Origin of the sequence: Pseudomonas sp. NFPP12, assembly GCF_900103205.1 — a bacterium.
GTDB classification, from domain to species: Bacteria; Pseudomonadota; Gammaproteobacteria; order Pseudomonadales; family Pseudomonadaceae; genus Aquipseudomonas; species Aquipseudomonas protegens.
The window spans coordinates 742421-758431 of record NZ_FMWW01000001.1; the positions used below are offsets into that span (position 1 = coordinate 742421).

Annotated in this window: 14 protein-coding genes; 8 read left to right on the forward strand and 6 right to left on the reverse strand. The window is 66.5% G+C overall.

Annotation, left to right across the window (positions count from 1 at the left end):
- The first annotated feature begins 25 nt into the window (after window positions 1-25).
- Genes BLS75_RS03225 through BLS75_RS03235 form a run of 3 tightly spaced genes read left to right on the forward strand, consistent with a single transcriptional unit; the run spans window position 26 to window position 2477 of the window.
- Window positions 26-835, forward strand: coding sequence for a MetQ/NlpA family ABC transporter substrate-binding protein (locus BLS75_RS03225; RefSeq protein WP_072450244.1), 810 nt, complete (start codon window positions 26-28; stop codon window positions 833-835).
- Complete coding sequence (locus BLS75_RS03230) at window positions 832-1809, forward strand: methionine ABC transporter ATP-binding protein (RefSeq protein WP_072450245.1); 978 nt, start codon at window positions 832-834, stop codon at window positions 1807-1809. Before BLS75_RS03225 ends, BLS75_RS03230 begins: the two co-directional genes overlap by 4 nt.
- The gene (locus BLS75_RS03235) at window positions 1806-2477 is read left to right on the forward strand and encodes a methionine ABC transporter permease (protein WP_015635740.1); all 672 of its coding nucleotides are present in this window, start codon (window positions 1806-1808) and stop codon (window positions 2475-2477) included. The genes BLS75_RS03230 and BLS75_RS03235 overlap by 4 nt, the downstream gene beginning before the upstream one ends.
- An 18-nt stretch (window positions 2478-2495) precedes the next feature.
- Here the strand turns inward: BLS75_RS03235 and BLS75_RS03240 are convergent, their stop codons facing one another.
- Window positions 2496-3407 carry an AraC family transcriptional regulator gene (locus BLS75_RS03240; protein WP_053151810.1) on the reverse strand — a complete coding sequence of 304 codons (912 nt, stop codon included), beginning with the start codon at window positions 3405-3407 and terminating at the stop codon, window positions 2496-2498.
- Between the two features lie 104 nt (window positions 3408-3511).
- Between BLS75_RS03240 and BLS75_RS03245 the strand changes: the two genes are divergently transcribed.
- From BLS75_RS03245 to BLS75_RS03265, 5 genes are read left to right on the forward strand one after another with little or no spacing between them, the layout of a single operon-like run.
- On the forward strand, window positions 3512-4072 hold the full coding sequence (locus BLS75_RS03245) for a carboxymuconolactone decarboxylase family protein (RefSeq protein ID WP_015635738.1): 561 nt from the start codon (window positions 3512-3514) through the stop codon (window positions 4070-4072).
- A gap of 49 nt (window positions 4073-4121) precedes the next feature.
- Window positions 4122-5192, forward strand: a complete 1071-nt coding sequence (locus BLS75_RS03250) for an acyl-CoA dehydrogenase family protein (RefSeq protein WP_072450246.1) — start codon at window positions 4122-4124, stop codon at window positions 5190-5192.
- Window positions 5189-6028, forward strand: coding sequence for an ABC transporter ATP-binding protein (locus tag BLS75_RS03255; RefSeq protein ID WP_072450247.1), 840 nt, complete (start codon window positions 5189-5191; stop codon window positions 6026-6028). Before BLS75_RS03250 ends, BLS75_RS03255 begins: the two co-directional genes overlap by 4 nt.
- Window positions 5994-7193, forward strand: coding sequence for an ABC transporter substrate-binding protein (locus tag BLS75_RS03260; RefSeq protein ID WP_072450248.1), 1200 nt, complete (start codon window positions 5994-5996; stop codon window positions 7191-7193). Before BLS75_RS03255 ends, BLS75_RS03260 begins: the two co-directional genes overlap by 35 nt.
- A complete protein-coding gene (locus tag BLS75_RS03265) occupies window positions 7193-7957 on the forward strand; it encodes an ABC transporter permease (protein WP_011061467.1) in 765 nt (254 codons plus the stop codon). Before BLS75_RS03260 ends, BLS75_RS03265 begins: the two co-directional genes overlap by 1 nt.
- A gap of 185 nt (window positions 7958-8142) precedes the next feature.
- On the opposite strand, the gene BLS75_RS03270 is transcribed toward BLS75_RS03265, so the two are convergent.
- The 5 genes from BLS75_RS03270 to BLS75_RS03290 all read right to left on the reverse strand — a co-directional run bounded on the left by BLS75_RS03270 (window position 8143) and on the right by BLS75_RS03290 (window position 15789).
- A complete protein-coding gene (locus BLS75_RS03270) occupies window positions 8143-8940 on the reverse strand; it encodes an ABC transporter ATP-binding protein (RefSeq protein ID WP_011061466.1) in 798 nt (265 codons plus the stop codon).
- Window positions 8941-8949: 9 nt separating this feature from the next.
- On the reverse strand, window positions 8950-9711 hold the full coding sequence (locus BLS75_RS03275) for an ABC transporter permease (RefSeq protein ID WP_015635737.1): 762 nt from the start codon (window positions 9709-9711) through the stop codon (window positions 8950-8952).
- Between the two features lie 10 nt (window positions 9712-9721).
- Window positions 9722-10489 (reverse strand): ABC transporter permease, encoded by a 768-nt coding sequence (locus BLS75_RS03280; RefSeq protein WP_019094960.1) that lies wholly within the window; start codon window positions 10487-10489, stop codon window positions 9722-9724.
- A 367-nt stretch (window positions 10490-10856) separates the two neighbouring features.
- Complete coding sequence (locus tag BLS75_RS03285) at window positions 10857-13328, reverse strand: TonB-dependent receptor plug domain-containing protein (protein ID WP_072450249.1); 2472 nt, start codon at window positions 13326-13328, stop codon at window positions 10857-10859.
- Window positions 13329-13518: 190 nt separating this feature from the next.
- The gene (locus BLS75_RS03290; RefSeq protein WP_072450563.1) at window positions 13519-15789 is read right to left on the reverse strand and encodes a TonB-dependent receptor; all 2271 of its coding nucleotides are present in this window, start codon (window positions 15787-15789) and stop codon (window positions 13519-13521) included.
- Window positions 15790-16011 lie beyond the last annotated feature (222 nt).

A 16011-nucleotide genomic window follows, 5' to 3' on the forward strand; every position in this document is an offset into this window, starting at 1 on the left:
TCATCCGCTGCTCAAGGACACTGCCATGCTGAAGAACACCGTCTGGACCCTGGCGTTGCTGGCCAGCCTGGGGGCGGCCCTGCCGACCACTGCGGCGCAGCCGTTGCGGGTAGCCGCCGACCCGGTGCCCCATGCCGAGATCCTCGCCTACGTACAAAAACTCGACCCGCAATTGCAGCTCAAGATCATCGAGATTCCCAATGGCGTGAACTCCAACGAACTGCTGGCCCACGGCGATGTGGACGCCAACTACTTCCAGCACCTGCCGTACCTCAAGTCTCAGGAACAGGCCCTGGGCCAGCCCTTCGCCGTGGCTGCCAGCGTGCACATCGAGCCCCTGGGGATCTATTCCAAGCGTCACCAGCGCTTCGAGCAGTTGCCCCAGGGCGCCAGCGTCGCGGTGCCCAACAATGTCACCAACCTCAGCCGCGCGCTGTACCTGTTGCAGAGCTACCAGTTGATCCGCCTCAAGCCCGGTTTCACCGACCCGGCCCGGGATCAGGCGACCCCCAGGGACATCGCCGACAACCCGAAACAGCTGAAGATCCTGGAGATCGAATCGCCGCAGATCCCCCGGGCCCTGGACGACGTGGACCTGGCGGTGATCAATGGCAACTACGCCCTGGAGGCCGGGCTGGTGCCGGCCAAGGATGCCCTGGGCCTGGAAAAGGCCGAGCACAATCCCTACGCCAACATCCTGGTGACCACCCCCAAGCTGCAGGATGACCCGCGCATCCGTCAGTTGGCCAAGGACCTCAACTCGCCGGAAGTAGCGGCGTTCATTACCCGCACCTACTCGGGCTCGGTGATTCCCGTCACGGACCGCCAGCCATGATCGAGGTCCAGCAGCTTTGCAAGGTCTACGGCGAAGGCCAGCCCGCGGCACTGGATCGGGTTTCGCTGACGGTTCCCGATGGTGCGGTGTACGGCATTCTCGGGCGCAGCGGCGCCGGCAAGTCGACCCTGTTGCGCTGCCTGAACCTGCTGGAGCGGCCCAGCAGCGGGCGCATCCTGATGGACGGCCAGGACCTTGGCGCCTTGTCCGCGAGCGAGCTGCGCCGGCAGCGCCAGGGCATCGGCATGATCTTCCAGGGCTTCAACCTGCTGCATTCGCGCACGGTTGAGGACAACGTCGCGGTGCCTCTGGAAATTGCCGGCCTGGGCAAAAGCCAGCGCCGTGCGCGGGTTCTGGAACTGCTGGAACTGGTGGGTCTTGGCGACAAGGCCCAGGCCTATCCTTCGCAACTGTCCGGTGGCCAGAAGCAGCGGGTGGGCATCGCCCGGGCCCTGGCCGCCGGGCCGCGTTACCTGCTGTCGGATGAGGCCACCAGCGCCCTGGACCCGGAAACCACGGCGTCGATCCTGCAATTGCTGGCGCAGATCAACCGCGAGCTGGGGCTGACCATTGTGCTGATCACCCACGAGCTGGAAGTGGTCAAGGCCATTTGCAGCCACGCCGCGTCCCTGGCGGGCGGCCGGCTGATGGAGAGCGGGGCGGTGGCCGAACTGCTGGGCAACCCGCAGTCGGCCCTGGGCCGGGCGCTGTTGCCGGGCTACAACCTGCCGTTCAACGGCAGCCAGCCCCAGGCCGAACTGACCTTTTTCGACAACCAGCGCGCGGCGCCGCTGCTGGAGCAACTGAGCCGCCAGCAGGCGCTGGAGCTCAAGGTCCTGGCCGGTGGTGTCGAAGCTGTAGGCGGCCGGCGGGTAGGGCGCCTGCGCATCGCCGCCGCCCCCGCCGACGCCGGCAAATTCCAACAACTGCTGACGGCCCTGGCCCAGCGAGGAATTCGGAGTGAACGCCTGTGAACCGCAGCCTCGATTGGCAGGAACTGGCGCAGCTGCTGCTGACCGCCACGGGTGAAACCCTGTACATGGTGCTGCTGGCCTCGCTGTTCACCCTGTTGATCGGCCTGCCCCTGGGGGTGCTGCTGTTCATCAGCCGCAAGGGCGGCCTGTACCCCATGCCAAGGCTCAACCGGCTATTGGGCGGGCTGGTCAATCTGGGGCGCTCGCTGCCCTTCGTGGTGCTGCTGATTGCGCTGATCCCCCTGACCCGGCTGGTGGTGGGCACCACCCTGGGCAGCACTGCCGCGGTGGTGCCCATCACCATCGGCGCCTTTCCGTTTTTTGCGCGGATCGTCGAGAACGCCCTGGATGAAGTGGACCGCGGTCGGGTCGAGGCGATCCTGGCCATGGGCGGGCACATCGGCCATGTGATCTTCAAGGCGCTGCTGCCGGAAGCCTTGCCGGCCCTGCTGGCGGGGCTGACCCTGACCCTGGTGATGCTGATCGGTTTTTCCTCCATGGCCGGCGTCATCGGCGGTGGCGGCCTGGGGGACCTGGCGATCCGCTACGGCTATCAGCGGTTCAACAACCAGATCATGGTGGCCACGGTGCTGGTCCTGGTGCTGCTGGTACAGGGGGTACAGAGCTGCGGCGACCGCCTGGTGCGGGCCCTGGCCCATCGCCGCTGAGTACATTCGGGGCGCGTTTCAGCGCCCTTCGTGCTGCTTGCGATAGGCCCCGGGCTGCAGGCCCACGGCCTTGGTGAAGGCCCGGGTGAAGGCGGCGATCGACTGATAGCCCACGGCGGCGCCCACTTGCTCCACTGTCTGGTTGGCCTTGAGCAACTGGCAGGCGTGGCGCATGCGCAGGGCCAGCAGTACCTGCCCCGGGGATTGCCCGGCCAGTTCATTGAACCGCTTGAAGAACGCCGAGCGCGAAAGCCCGGTCAGGGCCGCCATGCTTTCCAGGGGCCAGGCTTCTCCGGGGCGCTGGATCAACTGCTCCAGCAGCGGTGCAAACCCCGGGTGGCGGGCCAGGGCCACCAGGCCGCCGAGGTCTTGGTTGGCGTTGACCTGTTGGCGCAGCACATACAAAAACAGCAGATGGCTCAGGCGTTCCAGCAGCGCCGAGGAGGGCGCCGGGGTGCGCTGGCATTCTTCGAGAATCAGCTGGAACAGCGCCCGGGCGGCGCTCAGGGACGGGTCGCCGGCCCGCAGGATGAGCCAGCCCGGCAGGCTGTCGATGATCAGCGAGGACAGCCCGGGCTTGAAATGGAAAAAGCCGCAGACCAGCCCCACACCGTCCTGGGCTCCCGGCTCCAGGGGCGCCATGGGCGTGCGCGGCAGTTGCTGCGCCGCTTCAGCCTGCTGGGCACTGGACAGCCGGTAGCCCAGGTCCTGCAGCAGGAATACCGCGTCCCCGGCATCCAGGCGCAGGGCCTGGGGCGCGCCGTCGATATGCAGCCAGCAATGGCCCTGGACGATCAGGTGGAAGCTGGCCCGGGCCAGGCCCTGGGTGCTGGCGTGCCAGCCTCCGCAGTAGCGTCCGACGTGAAACAGGCTGGCATCGAGTTCCAGGCCTTCTAATAACCAATCAACCAGTGGGCTTGACGAAATCATCTAAGGGAAACACTCAGAAGCAAGTAATCGCTACTTTAGAATATGGATCGGAATTCTTATAACCAACAGACTTGACGCACACCTACACAGCAGGAGTCCACTCCATGTCCCGCGTCACTCTACACACCTTGCACACGGCTCCAGAAGCCGCTCGGCCCTTTCTTGAGAACGCGCTGAAGAACTCGGGCTTTATCCCCAATCTGCTGGGCATCCTGGCCAATGCCCCGGCGGCCCTGGAAACCTACGTCACGGTGTCCGCCCTCAACGGCAAGGCCGAGTTGAGCCTGGCGGAGCGTGAAGTGGTGCAATTGGTGGCCGCCACCACCCATGGCTGCGATTTCTGTGTCGCAGGTCATACCTCGGTGGCCCTGAACAAGGCCAAACTTGCGGACCCGGTGGTCAGCGCCCTGCGCGAGCAGAGCACCTTGCCCGAAGCCCGGCTGGAAGCCCTGGCGGCATTTGCCCGGGAAGTGATCGCCACCCGGGGCAAGGTCAGCGACGCCGGCTATGCCCAGTTCAAGGCGGCAGGATACAGCGAAGGCAATGCCCTGGAAGTGATCCTGGGCATCAGCCTGGCCACCCTGTGCAACTTCGCCAACGTGTTCGCCGGCACTGAACTGAACCCCGAGCTGGCCAAGTATCGCTGGTCAGTGCAAGGTCAATGAGCCAGGGCGCCGGCGGTTGCGCGGCGCCCCCTTTCAAGGAGAAAACCACATGCTCGATGCGCAATTGAGTGAATGGCTGGATGCCCAGGCCCAGGCACTCGACCAGGGCCAGTGCGACCCGCAGCAGGTCCTCGCCCGGCTGGCGGGCGCCGAGGTACTGCGGGTCGGTATCGACCCGGCTCAGGGCGGCAGCGGCGGCGACCTGACCGATGCTCTGGAAGTCATGGCCAGCGTGGCCAGCCATTCCCTGGCGGCGGCCTTTGTCTGCTGGGGCCAGCGAGCCTTTATCGAATACCTGCTGCACAGCCCCAATGCCGGTTTGCGCCAGCGCCTGCTGCCCTCGTTGCTCAGCGGCGAGCTGGCCGGTGCCACCGGGCTGTCCAATGCCATGAAGTTTCTCTCGGGGATCGAGGCCTTGCAGGTCCGGGCCCGGGAACAGGAGCAGGGCTGGAGCCTCAACGGTCGTTTGCACTGGGTCACCAACCTGCGCAAGAGCGGGTTCGTGGTGGCGGCGGCCATCGAGCGCGAGGAGGGCGGCGCGCCGTTCATCCTGGCGATCCCCGATGCCTTGCCCGGGTTGCAGCGCTCCGATGACCTGCAGCTGATGGCCCTGCAATCGAGCAACACCGCTGCCCTGGAACTGAACCAGGTGGCGGTGGCCCGTGACTGGCTGCTGCACGAGGATGCCCGAGTGTTCCTGCCGGCGGTGCGCCCGGCCTTTCTCGGCCTGCAATGCGCCCTGGCCATCGGCCTGGCGCGCCGGGCCCTGAGCGAGGTGGAAAAGCATGTCGAGGGCGCCCGTTCGATCCTCCACGAACCCTTGCTGGAGCAACGCCAGCATCTGGAACACACCGTCGGCGAACTCAAGAGCGGCCTGCTCGACGGGCGCTTCCTGAGCCAGCCCGGGGCGCTGTTCCGGGTGCGCATCGCCCTGGCGGAAGCCACCGCCAACGCCGTGCAACTGGAGCTGCAGGCCAGCGGCGGCAAGGCCTACCTCAGCGAGTTCGGCAGCGGCTTTGCCCGGCGCTGGCGCGAGTCGGCCTTCGTGCCCATCGTCACCCCGAGCCTGGTGCAACTGCGCGCCGAACTGCAACGCCAGGCGCGGAATGCGGCAGCATGAGCGGCCTGTTGAACGCACAGGCGATCAGCCTCGGCTACCCCGCGGAGCAAGGCTGGCACACGGTGCTGGAGGATTTCGACCTGCACCTGCAGGCCGGCGAGGTGGTGTCCATTCTCGGCCCCAGCGGGGTCGGCAAGTCCAGCCTGCTGCGGGTCCTGGCCGGCCTGCAGAAGCCCCACGCCGGGCAGGTCAGCCTGTTGGGCGAGCCCCTCGACGGCCCTCATCCGCGGGTCGCGGTGGCATTCCAGGACCCCAGCCTGCTGCCCTGGCTGAACCTGGAGCACAACGTCGCCTTCGGCCTGGATTTTGCCCGCCAGCCGCACCTGAGCCCGCAGCAGCGCAAGGAACGCATCGACCAGGCGATTGCCGCAGTGGGCCTGGAACACGCCCGCCAGCGCTATCCGGCCCAACTGTCCGGCGGCATGGCCCAGCGCACCGCACTGGCCCGCTGCCTGGCGCGCCAGCCCCAGGTGCTGCTGCTGGATGAACCCTTCGGCGCGCTGGACGAGGTGACCCGCGCCGACATGCAGCAACTGCTGCTCAAGGTGATCGGCCAGCACCGCACCGCGGCGCTGCTGATCACCCACGACATCGACGAAGCCCTGCTGCTGTCCGATCGGGTGCTGCTACTGGGTAACAGCCCGGCGCGCACCCTCGGCCAGTGGCACATCGAGCTGCCGGCGCCGCGCGCCGAGCGGATCGAGGAACTGGGCGCGCTGCGCATCGAGATTCTCAAGACCCTTCGGCGGGCGAGCCGCAACCCCCACACTTCCCCTTTGTCTGCACCGTCGGAGATTGACCATGTGCCTGGACGACTTCACTCATACCCGTCGTGACTTTCTCAAGCTCAGCGCGCTGCTGACTGCCGGCGGCGCCTTGCCGCTGCTCAACAGCCTGCAGGCCCGCGCCGCCCAGGAGCCGGACGCGCCGGTGCGCATCGGCTACCTGCCGATCACCGACGCCACGCCCCTGCTGGTGGCCCACAACAACGGCCTGTTCGAGGCCGAGGGCATCAAGGCCGAGCGCCCGGTGCTGCTGCGCAGTTGGGCCCAGGTGATCGAGGCGTTCATTTCCGGGCAGGTCAACGTGATTCACCTGCTGTCGCCGATGACCGTCTGGGCCCGCTACGGCAGCCGGGTGCCGGCCAAGGTGGTGGCCTGGAACCACGTCGGCGGTTCCGGCCTGACCGTGGCCCCGGGCATTACCGAGGTCAAGCAACTGGCGGGGCAGTCGGTGGCGATTCCGTTCTGGTATTCGATCCATAACGTGGTGGTGCAGCAACTGTTTCGCGACAACGGCCTGGTGCCGGTGAGCAAGGCCGCCGGCAGTGCCCTGGGGGCCAACGAGGTCAACCTGGTGGTGCTGCCGCCTTCGGACATGCCGCCAGCCCTGGCCAGCAAGCGGATTGCCGGCTACATCGTCGCCGAGCCGTTCAATGCCCTGGCCGAGGAACTCAAGGTGGGCCGGGTGCAGCGCTTTACCGGGGATGTGTGGCGCAACCACGCCTGCTGCGTGGTGTTCATGCACGAGCATGACCTGGACAACCGTCCCGAATGGTCGCAGAAGGTGGTCAACGCCATCGTCAAGGCCCAGCTGTGGACCCGCGACCACCGCGCCGAGGCCGCGCAACTGCTGTCCAAGGACGGCGCCAACCGCTACACGCCCCATGCGCCCCAGGTGCTCAACCGGGTGCTGGCGCCGGAGGCGGCCGACCGCGAGGCCTACCTGGCCAGCGGCGCGATCCAGCACAGCCACTGGGACGAGCAGCGCATCGACTTCCAGCCGTATCCGTTCCCCAGCTACACCGAAGAGTTAGTCAAGCGCCTCAAGGACACCCTGATCGAGGGCGACAAGGGCTTTCTGGCCGGCCTTGACCCGGCACACACCGCCAAGGACCTGGTGGACGATCGCTTTGTGCGCAACGCCATCGCCTCGGTGGGCGGGCTGAAGGCCTTCGGCCTGGCGGACAGCTTCGAGCGCAGCGAGGAGTTCGGTCTTTGATGGGCAAGCAACCTTCTTCCCTGAGCCATTGGCTCCTGGGGCTTGCCGGGCTGTCGAGCCTGCTGCTGGGCTGGTGGCTGGGGGTGCACCTGCTGGGCGATGGCAACGGCCTGGCTGCGCGTTTCTCCCCCGAGGCGACCTTCGCCAGCCTGCTGGAACTGCTGGGGCGTGGCGAGCTGTACGAGCATGTGCTGGTGAGCCTCAAGCGGATCCTGGTGGGTTTGCTCCTGGCCTTGCTGATCGGCGTGCCCCTGGGCCTGCTGGTGGGCAGCTACCGGCACCTGGAGGCAGCCACCACCCCGGCGTTCCAGTTTCTGCGGATGATCTCGCCGCTGTCCTGGATGCCGGTGGTGGTGATGCTGATGGGGGTAGGGGACCAGCCGATCTACTTCCTCCTGGCGTTCGCCGCGCTGTGGCCGATCCTGCTCAACACCGCGGCCGGCGTGCGCCAGCTGGACCCGCGCTGGCTGCAACTGAGCCGCAGCCTCAGCGCCACCCGCTGGGAGACCCTGCGCAAGGTGATCCTGCCCGGGGTGCTGGGGCATGTGCTGACCGGGGTACGGCTGTCCATCGGCATCTTGTGGATCGTCCTGGTGCCCTGCGAAATGCTCGGGGTCAGCGCCGGCCTGGGCTACTTCATCCTCGACACCCGGGACCGCCTGGCCTATTCGGAACTGATGGCCATGGTGCTGCTGATCGGCGTGCTGGGTTTTGCCCTCGACGCCCTGGCCCGTGGCCTGCATCGCCGCTGGTCCCACGCCTGAGGCCCGCCGGTGGGCCCGGCGCGACACCGGTGGCGCCCCGTAGGAGCCGGCTTGCCGGCGAATGGGCCCTCAAGCCTTGCACCGCTCCAGCGGGCGCCTTCGCTGGCAAGCCAGCTCCTACGGCCCCGGCGTAATCGCGGCGCTACCTGCGTAGGAGCCGGCGCAGCGCCGGGGTGCCTGGACGATCAATGCCCCACCAGTTCCTCCAGCAACTGCTCTTTGTAGCCTTGCAACACGGGTGAAGAGCGGTCCCGGGGATGGGGCAGGTCGACGCGGATCTCATGCTTGATCCGCCCCGGATGCGCGTCCATGACGATTACCCGGTCCCCCAGGTACAGGGCTTCTTCAATGTCATGGGTGACCATGATCACCGTGCAGCGCTGCTGCACCCAGATACGTTGCAGTTCGTGCTGCAGGCGCACCCGGGTCAGGGCATCCAGCGCCCCCAGGGGTTCGTCCAGCAACAGCACCTTGGGCTGGTTGATCAGCGCCCGGGCAATGGCGCCGCGCTGGGCCATGCCGCCGGAGAGCTGATGGGGGTAGGCCTGCTCGAAGCCTTGCAGGTTGACCAGGGCGATGTGCTCGGCCACCCGGCGCTGTTTCTCGGCTTCGGACAAGGGGTGGTTCTTCAGTGCCAGGGCGATGTTCTGGGCCAGGGTCATCCAGGGAAACAGCCGATGGTCCTGGAACACGATGCCCCGCTCCAGGCTGGTGCCGGTCACTGGCTTGCCGTCCAGCAGCATCTGCCCCTGATAGTCACCCTCCAGGCCGACGATCAGCCGCAGCAGGGTGGATTTGCCGCAGCCGCTGGCACCGACAATGCTGACGAACTCCCCGGGCTGGACGTCCAGGTCGATGCCTTGCAGTACCGGCAGGGCCTGGCCCTGGATCCGGTAGCTCTTGTTCAGGCCGCGGATCTGTAACGCCCCGGTCCGGGCGTGGAGATGAGTGGGGAGCGGGGCGTGTTGGGCGATCGCATTCATGGGGAGGCCTTAACGGGTAGGGCGCCAGCGCAGCAGGCGGCGGCTCAGAAGGGTCAGCAGCAATGTCATCAGGTAGCCGCACAGGCCGATGCACAGCACGCAGAGCACTATCACTTCCATGCGTGAGCCGGCTTCGGCGTTCATCATCAGGTTGCCCAGGCCGGCCCCGGAGGACAGGAACAGCTCGCTGCCCACCGCCGTCACCCAGGCAAAGGCCAGGGCCTGCAACAGGCCGGTGGCAATGCTCGGCAGCGCCGCCGGCAGGAGGATGTGCCGCAGCCGCTGCGCCGGGTTTAGCACCAGCACCTGGCCGACCTCGCGGTAGCGCCGTTCCACCTGGCAAAAGCCCTGGTAGGTGTTGAGCACCATGGGGTAGAAGGCCGCGAGGCTGACGATCAGCATCTTGGAAAACTCACCGTTGCCGAACCACATGGCAATCAGCGGAATCCAGCCGAGCATCGGCACCTGGCGGATCGAATGGAACAGCGGGCCGATCAGGCGGTTGGCCAGGGTCGAGAGGGCCATCAGGGCTCCCAGCATGACCCCGGCCAGGGTGCCCAGCAGCAGGCCGCCGCTGGCCCGGCCCAGGCTGGCCAGCAGGTTGACCGGCAACTCGCCGTTGCCCAGCAGCTCCAGCAAGGCGCTGGCGATGGTGGATAGCGGCACGAAGGCGTAGGCCCCGGCGGCATCCTGGCGGGACAGGTATTCCCAGCCGCCGATCAGCAGCAGGGGCAGCAACAGACCGCGAAACTTGGCCAGTAGAGTTGTCATGCAAGGGCTCCTAGCGGGTTTGCCAGCGCAGCACGCGCTGTTCCAGGCGGCGGAAGGAGAAGTCCAGGGCAAAGCCGATCACGCCGGTGACCACTATCCCCACCATCACCACATCGATGCGCAGCATCTGCCGGGCCATCTCGATCATCTGCCCCAGGCCGCTGTCGGCGGCCAGCAGCTCGGTGGCCACCAGCACCACCCAGCAGCGGGTCAGGCCGATGCGCAGGCCGGTGATGATCGGTGGCGCCGCGGCGGGCAGGGCGATCTGGCGCACCAGGGTCGGCCAGCGCAGGCGGTAGACGTCGGCCACCTCGAAGTAACTGCGGGGAATGGCCTTGACCCCCTCGCTGGCGGCCAGGGCCACGGGGAAGAACGCAGTCTTGGCGACGATGACGATCTTGAAGGTTTCATCGATGCCCAACAGCAGCACGAACATCGGGATCAGGGCGATGCTGGGGATCTGCCGCAGGGTATGGAACAGCGGCGCGCAGTACGCCTCGACGGTCTTGGACAAGGCCATCAGCACCCCGAACACCAGGCCGCCAAGGGCCCCCAGGGCAAAGCCCAGGCCCAGGCGCGACAGGCTGTTGTGCAAATGCTCCAGCAACTCGCCGCTGGCCAGCAGGGTTTCGAAGGTGTGCAGCACCTGGGCCGGCGGTACCAGCAGGTTGCGCGGGAAGATCCCGGCCTGGGCCACCAGGGTCCAGAGCAGCAACAGGGCCAGGGGCGAGACCAGCCAGGTCAGGGAGGTGAGCGTGCAGCGCAAGGAATGAGCCATGGCGGTTCTTATATCGGCGAAGTACCCGATGCCTATCGCAAGACCTGTGCCATCGCGCGCTCGTAGGAGCTGGCTTGCCAGCGAAGGCGTCGGCCGGGGCGATGCAGGGCTTGCGGGCCTGTTCGCCGGCAAGCCGGCTCCTACGGGGCGGGCAGGCCTGCGGGATGTATCTGACCGCTGTAGGAGCTGGCTTGCCAGCGAAGGCGTCGGCCGGGGCGATGCAGGGCTTGCGGGCCTGTTCGCCGGCAAGCCGGCTCCTACGGGAGGAGCGGCGTGTGGGTGGGTTGTGGGCGCTGGCGTGCCAGCGAAACTGATGCCTGGGCAGCAGTCACTGCTGCCAGGGCAACACCCCGGCAGCAGTCCGGCCTCAGAAGTCGTAGCTGAGGCTGGTGTAGTAGAACGCGCCCTGGGCGCCCTCGGGGCTGGTGATGGAGTATTTCGGCACGCCATACAACTGTGCCCCGGATGCCTTGTCCGGGTGGGTATCGAACAGGTTGATGGCGCCCACCGACAGCTTCAGCGCCTTGTCGAAGCTATAGGAAATGTCCAGGTCAGTGACCCATTGCGCGCTGAAGGTCTGGTCCAGGGTCGGGTTGCTGGCGTTGAGGCTCTTCCATTGCCCGTACCGGCGCTGCGCCAGGGTCAGGCCCCAGCTGTCGTACAGCCAGTTGGCGCTCAGGGTCAGCTTGTTCTTCGGGGTGCCGTCCTCGATCAGGCCCTGGGTGGTGCGGCCGACGATCTGCGAACCGGCGATGTTGCCCACGTCCCGCAGGGCGGTGATCCTGGTGTTGTTCTGGCTGTAGCCGCTGGACAGGTTCAGGCGCCCCCATTGCTGCAGGTCCAGTTGGTAGTTGCCGGTCAGCTCGACGCCATCGGTGCGGGTGTCGGCGACGTTGGTGTAGAACGCCGCGCTCTGGATGTTGGCGTAAGGGGTGCCGGCAAAGATCGGCGTGACCACCGAGGCCGGCAACTGGTCGGACAGGGTGATGCGGTTGTCGATGTTGATCCGGTACGCATCCAGGGTCACCGAGGCGTTGGCCAGCGGCCGCCAGACCAGGCCCAGGGAGTAGTTGGTGGATTCCTCGGGCTTCAGCGCCTTGCCCCCCAGCAGCTTGGCTTCCGGGCTGTCGGCGCGCAGGGTGCGTTGCTGCACCTCGACGTAGTTGCCGCTGCCCGGCGGTTGCTCCACCACTTGCACGCTGAACGAGGACAACCCGCTCTGCACCAGGGACGGCGCCCGGTAGCCGGTGCTGGCGGTGGCCCGGGCGGCGAGCTGCGGGGTGAAGTCGTAACGCAGCGACAGCTTGCCGTTGGTGGTGTCGCCAAAATCCGAGTAGTGCTCGGTGCGCACCGCCACCCCGGCCTGGAATTTCTCGGTGACCTGGCCTTCGACGTCGATATAGGCGCCCCAGACCTTGCGCTCAAGGGATGCGGCGTCGACCTGGGTAATGCCCGAGTAGTAGCCGGGAATGCGCCGCCCGGTGATCGGGTCCACGGTATTGAACAGCGGCCCGTTCTGCCAGCCCGCCGCTTCGCCGGCGCTCAGTTCGTAGTTCTCCTGGCGCCAGGCCAGGCCCGCCGACAGGGTCAGGGGCTTGAACAGCAGGTCGGTGGGGAAGTCCCGCACCCAGTCCAGGGTCAGGTTGGTCTGGTCGGCCTCGCGCTTGCCGGTGTAGATCTTCGCCGGGCTGGCCTCGCCCCAACTGGGGTTGATGGCGTTGCGGTCGGCGGATTTCAGGCTGTTGTCGCCATGGTTCAGCGCCAGGTCGAACTTGCCCAGGCGTTCGTCCTCGTAGCGCAGGCCACCGGTCAGGGCATAGTCCTCCAGCGAGTAACGGGTGATCGGCAGGCGGCCGTCGGGGTAGCGTTGCAGGGCGTCGCTGCCGTAGTTGTTGCGCAAGGTGGTGGGCGGGTCGAAGAAGCCTTCGGCGTCGGTGTTCTTGTGGGAGTAGGTGGCAAAACCGTAGGCGGTCAGCCCCTCGCCCAGGCCGAACTCGCTGTTGGCGGCGAAGTTGTACTGGTCCGAGACATTGCCCGAGCCCCAGCGCCAGGTGCGGTAGCGGTTGTTCTGTTCCCGGGGGGTGTTGGTGCTGGTGGAGCCGGGGTAGAAGATCCGGTTGTCGGGGTTGGTGTCACTGGCCGGGTCCTGGCTGCCGGCATCGAAGCTCAGGGTCAAAAAGCCGTCGTTGGGCAGGCTCAAGCCCTTCCAGCCGCTGAGCTTGCGCTGCAGGCCGTCGCCCTTGTCGTAGCCGCCGAAACGGTAGCCGAGATTGCCGCCGTCGTCCTTTTCCTTGAGCACGATATTGATCACCCCGGCGATGGCGTCGGAGCCGTACTGGGCGGCGGCGCCGTCGCGCAGGATCTCCACTCGCTCGATGGCGCTCAGGGGGATCAGGCTCAGGTCCACCGCGGCGGCGCCGCGGCCGTTGACCAGGCTCTGGCGGGTGACGTTGGCGCTGGTGTGGCGGCGCTTGCCGTTGACCAGCACCAGCACCTGGTCTGACGCCAGGCCACGCAGGGATGCGCCCTGGGCGATGGAACCGGCGAAGGCGCCCTGGGGCGACTGCGGGTAGCTGAACGAAGGCGAGAGGGCGGTGAGGGCGCCGGACAGGTCGCTGGCCCCGGTCTGCTGCAACTGCTGGGCGGACAGCACGTCCACCGGTGCGGCGCTTTCCAGGGCCGTTACATCACTGCGCCGGGTGCCCAGCACCACCACCGTGTCCAGGTGATCGGCGCTGGCGCCGGGGGCATTGCTTGAGGTCTGGGCAGCGAACGCGGGCACGGCAAGGCTGCCGACGACCAGCGCCACGGCGCCGGCCAACGGATTGCGATGGAACATCTTTGGATTCCTTGTGAAATGAATGACCCCAACCGCCCCTGTAGGCGCTGGCTTGCCAGCGAAGGCGTCGTCATGGACGGCGCAAGGCTTGCGGGCCTCTTCGCCGGCAAGCCGGCCCCTACAGGGTGGGTGCGGTGGTGGGCGATACCGGCGGCCCGGAAATCAGGGTTCGGGTGGCCTGCCGCGGGCGTCAGAAGCGGCTGGTGACGCTCAGGCCCACGGTGCGCGGGTCGCCGTAGGTGATGACGTATTGCCCCAGGGTGCCGTTGGGCCGGCCATGGACCTGGTAGCGGCGGTCGGTGAGGTTGTTGACGAAGCCGGTGACGCTGAGCTTTTCATCCGGGCTGAACCAGGTCAGGCGGGTGTTGGCCAGGGTGTAGTGGGGCTGGCTCAGGGTCTTGTCGGCGCTGCTCTGGCGGTCGGCGAGGAAGTACTCCTTGTCGCGGAAACTCACGTCGCCGCCGGCCACCAGCTTGCCGCCGATCTCCAGGGGAATGGTGTAGTCGGCCCCCAGGGACACCACGTTGCGCGGCGAGCGCACGAAACTGTTGCCGCTGTAGTCGCCGGTGACCGCGCCGGTGTTGGGGTTGGTGTTCTTGAAGTCGGTGTACTCGGTATCCAGGAACGAGATCGCCGCCCGCAGGTGCAGATAGTCGGTGGGCTGGCCTTCGAGCTCCAGTTCCGCGCCCTTGACCTTGCCCTTGGCGCCATTGGTCAGGGCCGTGGTGAGCACGCCGTTGTTGACCGTCAGCAGGTTCACCTGGATGTCCGAGTAGTCGTAGTAGAAGACGTTGGCGTTGGCCGTCAGGCGGTGGTTGAACCATTCCGACTTGAGGCCGATCTCGTAGGCGTCGAGTTTCTCCGGGTCCACCGTGGTCAACTGCGCCAGGCTGGTGGACAGCCCGGTATTGAAGCCCCCGGAGCGGAAACCGTGGGCGTAGCGCAAGAACACCCGGACGTTGTCGTTGATCCGGTATTCCGGGGTCAGATCGTAGGTCCAGGCTTCCCAGGTCTTGCTCTCGTCGCGGCTGCCATTGCTGCCGGCGGCGCCCAGGGGGATCAGCGGGCCGTTGGCCGTGGCCCGGGTGAGCTGGGTCAGGTCCAGGTCGATGTCTTTCTTTTCCTGGGTCCAGCGCAGGCCGCCGGTCACGGTGAAGTTGTCGGTGAAGTCGTAGGTCAGGTTGCCGAACAGCGCGTAGCTGTCGGTGGTGTGCTGGTAGTTGAGGTCGCGAAAGTCGGTGGCGCCGCCGGTCTGGTTGGAGCCGGTGCCGTTGGGCGTGGGGCCCGGGGTGATGAGGCGCTTGGCCGAGCTGTCCAGGTCCTCATGGAAGTAGTGCACCCCCGCCAGCCAGCGCAGGGTTTCCTGCTGCGGCGAGGCCAGGCGCAGTTCCTGGGAGTACTGGTTGTAGCGGTTGTCGCTGATGGCCGCGCCGTTGACTTCGTAGGGGGTGTAGTCGGCGTCGCTGGTGGACTGCCCGCGAATGTAGTCGTAGGCGCTGATGGAGGTCAGGGTGTAGTCCCCCAGGTGCCAGTTCAGGGTCAGGGACGTACCGTCGTGATCGAGCTTGGCATCCTCGTTGACGTTGAGGGCGATGTTGCGTCCGTCGGGCCGCTGGTAGCCGACGTTGTAGTAACGGCCCACCGGCAGCGAGCCGTTGCTGCCGTCGCCCTTGTATTCCCGGGCGTGGATCTTCAGCAGGGCGTCCAGGTCCGGGTTGAGCCTGGCCAGGAACTGCAGGCGCACGGCCTTCTTGTCGACGTCGCCGTAGGTATGGTCGTCGGTGAGGTTCTTCTGGAAGCCGTCGCGTTCTTCCGAATACAGCGAAAGCCGCGCCGCCAGCCTGTCATCCACCAGGGCACCGCCGATGGCGCCATTGAGGATGCGCTCGCTCTTGCTGCCGATGCCCAGGGTGCCGTAGCCGTCGGTGTCGAAGGTCGGCTTCTTGGAAATCACGTTGACCGCACCGGCAGTGGTGTTCTTGCCGTACAGGGTGCCCTGGGGCCCGCGCAGGATCTCGATGCGCTCCAGGTCGAACAGCGGCCCGCCGCCGGCGATGGGCGCGTTGAGGTAGACATCATCGGCGTAGATGCCCACCGGGAACACCGTGGCCGCCCCGGTGTCGCCCGTGCCCAGGCCGCGGATGTACCAGCGTGGGCGGCCGTCGCCGTCGGGGTTCTTGGCCGAGGCGTTGGGGATGAAGGTGGTGATGTCGCCCATGTTGCGCACCCCGTCGGTCACCAGGCTGGTGCCCTGTACGGCGGACACCGCCACCGGAACCTCTTGCAGGGTTTCCTCCCGGTGCTGGGCGGTGACGGTGACGGTCTTCAGGGCGGGTTCGCTGCTGTTCCCGGTGGTGTCGGTGCCTGTGGTTTCAGCGGCCAGCAGGTCCTGGCTGAATGTGCCCCCGGTGAGCGCCAGTGCCAGCCATAGACTCTTGGTGATCGGATTAAGCTTATGCATGTTGAACTCCCCCATTTAAAGTTTCGCTAAGAGGGCTAGAGCAGAGAACGTGCCAAGAGGCTTAGTGGGTTTTATGGGTAAGCGTTAGTTTGATCAAGTCATTGAAAAACAAGGATTAATTTAAATTCGTTTGAGTGTTTTAGAGAGGGGTTTGGCAGGCGTGAAAAGTTGCGGGCCAGAGGTTTAAAACATCCTGCGCAGGATTCAGCAGAAGTTGCTTGG

What these genes read in the sequence shown, in the direction of transcription:
- BLS75_RS03225 (WP_072450244.1), top strand. Translation starts at nt 26, where the DNA reads ATGCTGAAGAACACCGTCTGGACCCTGGCGTTGCTGGCCAGCCTGGGG.
- BLS75_RS03230 (WP_072450245.1), top strand. Translation starts at nt 832, where the DNA reads ATGATCGAGGTCCAGCAGCTTTGCAAGGTCTACGGCGAAGGCCAGCCC.
- BLS75_RS03240 (WP_053151810.1), bottom strand. Translation starts at nt 3,407, where the DNA reads ATGATTTCGTCAAGCCCACTGGTTGATTGGTTATTAGAAGGCCTGGAA.
- BLS75_RS03245 (WP_015635738.1), top strand. Translation starts at nt 3,512, where the DNA reads ATGTCCCGCGTCACTCTACACACCTTGCACACGGCTCCAGAAGCCGCT.
- BLS75_RS03250 (WP_072450246.1), top strand. Translation starts at nt 4,122, where the DNA reads ATGCTCGATGCGCAATTGAGTGAATGGCTGGATGCCCAGGCCCAGGCA.
- BLS75_RS03255 (WP_072450247.1), top strand. Translation starts at nt 5,189, where the DNA reads ATGAGCGGCCTGTTGAACGCACAGGCGATCAGCCTCGGCTACCCCGCG.
- BLS75_RS03260 (WP_072450248.1), top strand. Translation starts at nt 5,994, where the DNA reads ATGTGCCTGGACGACTTCACTCATACCCGTCGTGACTTTCTCAAGCTC.
- BLS75_RS03265 (WP_011061467.1), top strand. Translation starts at nt 7,193, where the DNA reads ATGGGCAAGCAACCTTCTTCCCTGAGCCATTGGCTCCTGGGGCTTGCC.
- BLS75_RS03270 (WP_011061466.1), bottom strand. Translation starts at nt 8,940, where the DNA reads ATGAATGCGATCGCCCAACACGCCCCGCTCCCCACTCATCTCCACGCC.
- BLS75_RS03275 (WP_015635737.1), bottom strand. Translation starts at nt 9,711, where the DNA reads ATGACAACTCTACTGGCCAAGTTTCGCGGTCTGTTGCTGCCCCTGCTG.
- BLS75_RS03280 (WP_019094960.1), bottom strand. Translation starts at nt 10,489, where the DNA reads ATGGCTCATTCCTTGCGCTGCACGCTCACCTCCCTGACCTGGCTGGTC.
- BLS75_RS03285 (WP_072450249.1), bottom strand. Translation starts at nt 13,328, where the DNA reads ATGTTCCATCGCAATCCGTTGGCCGGCGCCGTGGCGCTGGTCGTCGGC.
- BLS75_RS03290 (WP_072450563.1), bottom strand. Translation starts at nt 15,789, where the DNA reads ATGCATAAGCTTAATCCGATCACCAAGAGTCTATGGCTGGCACTGGCG.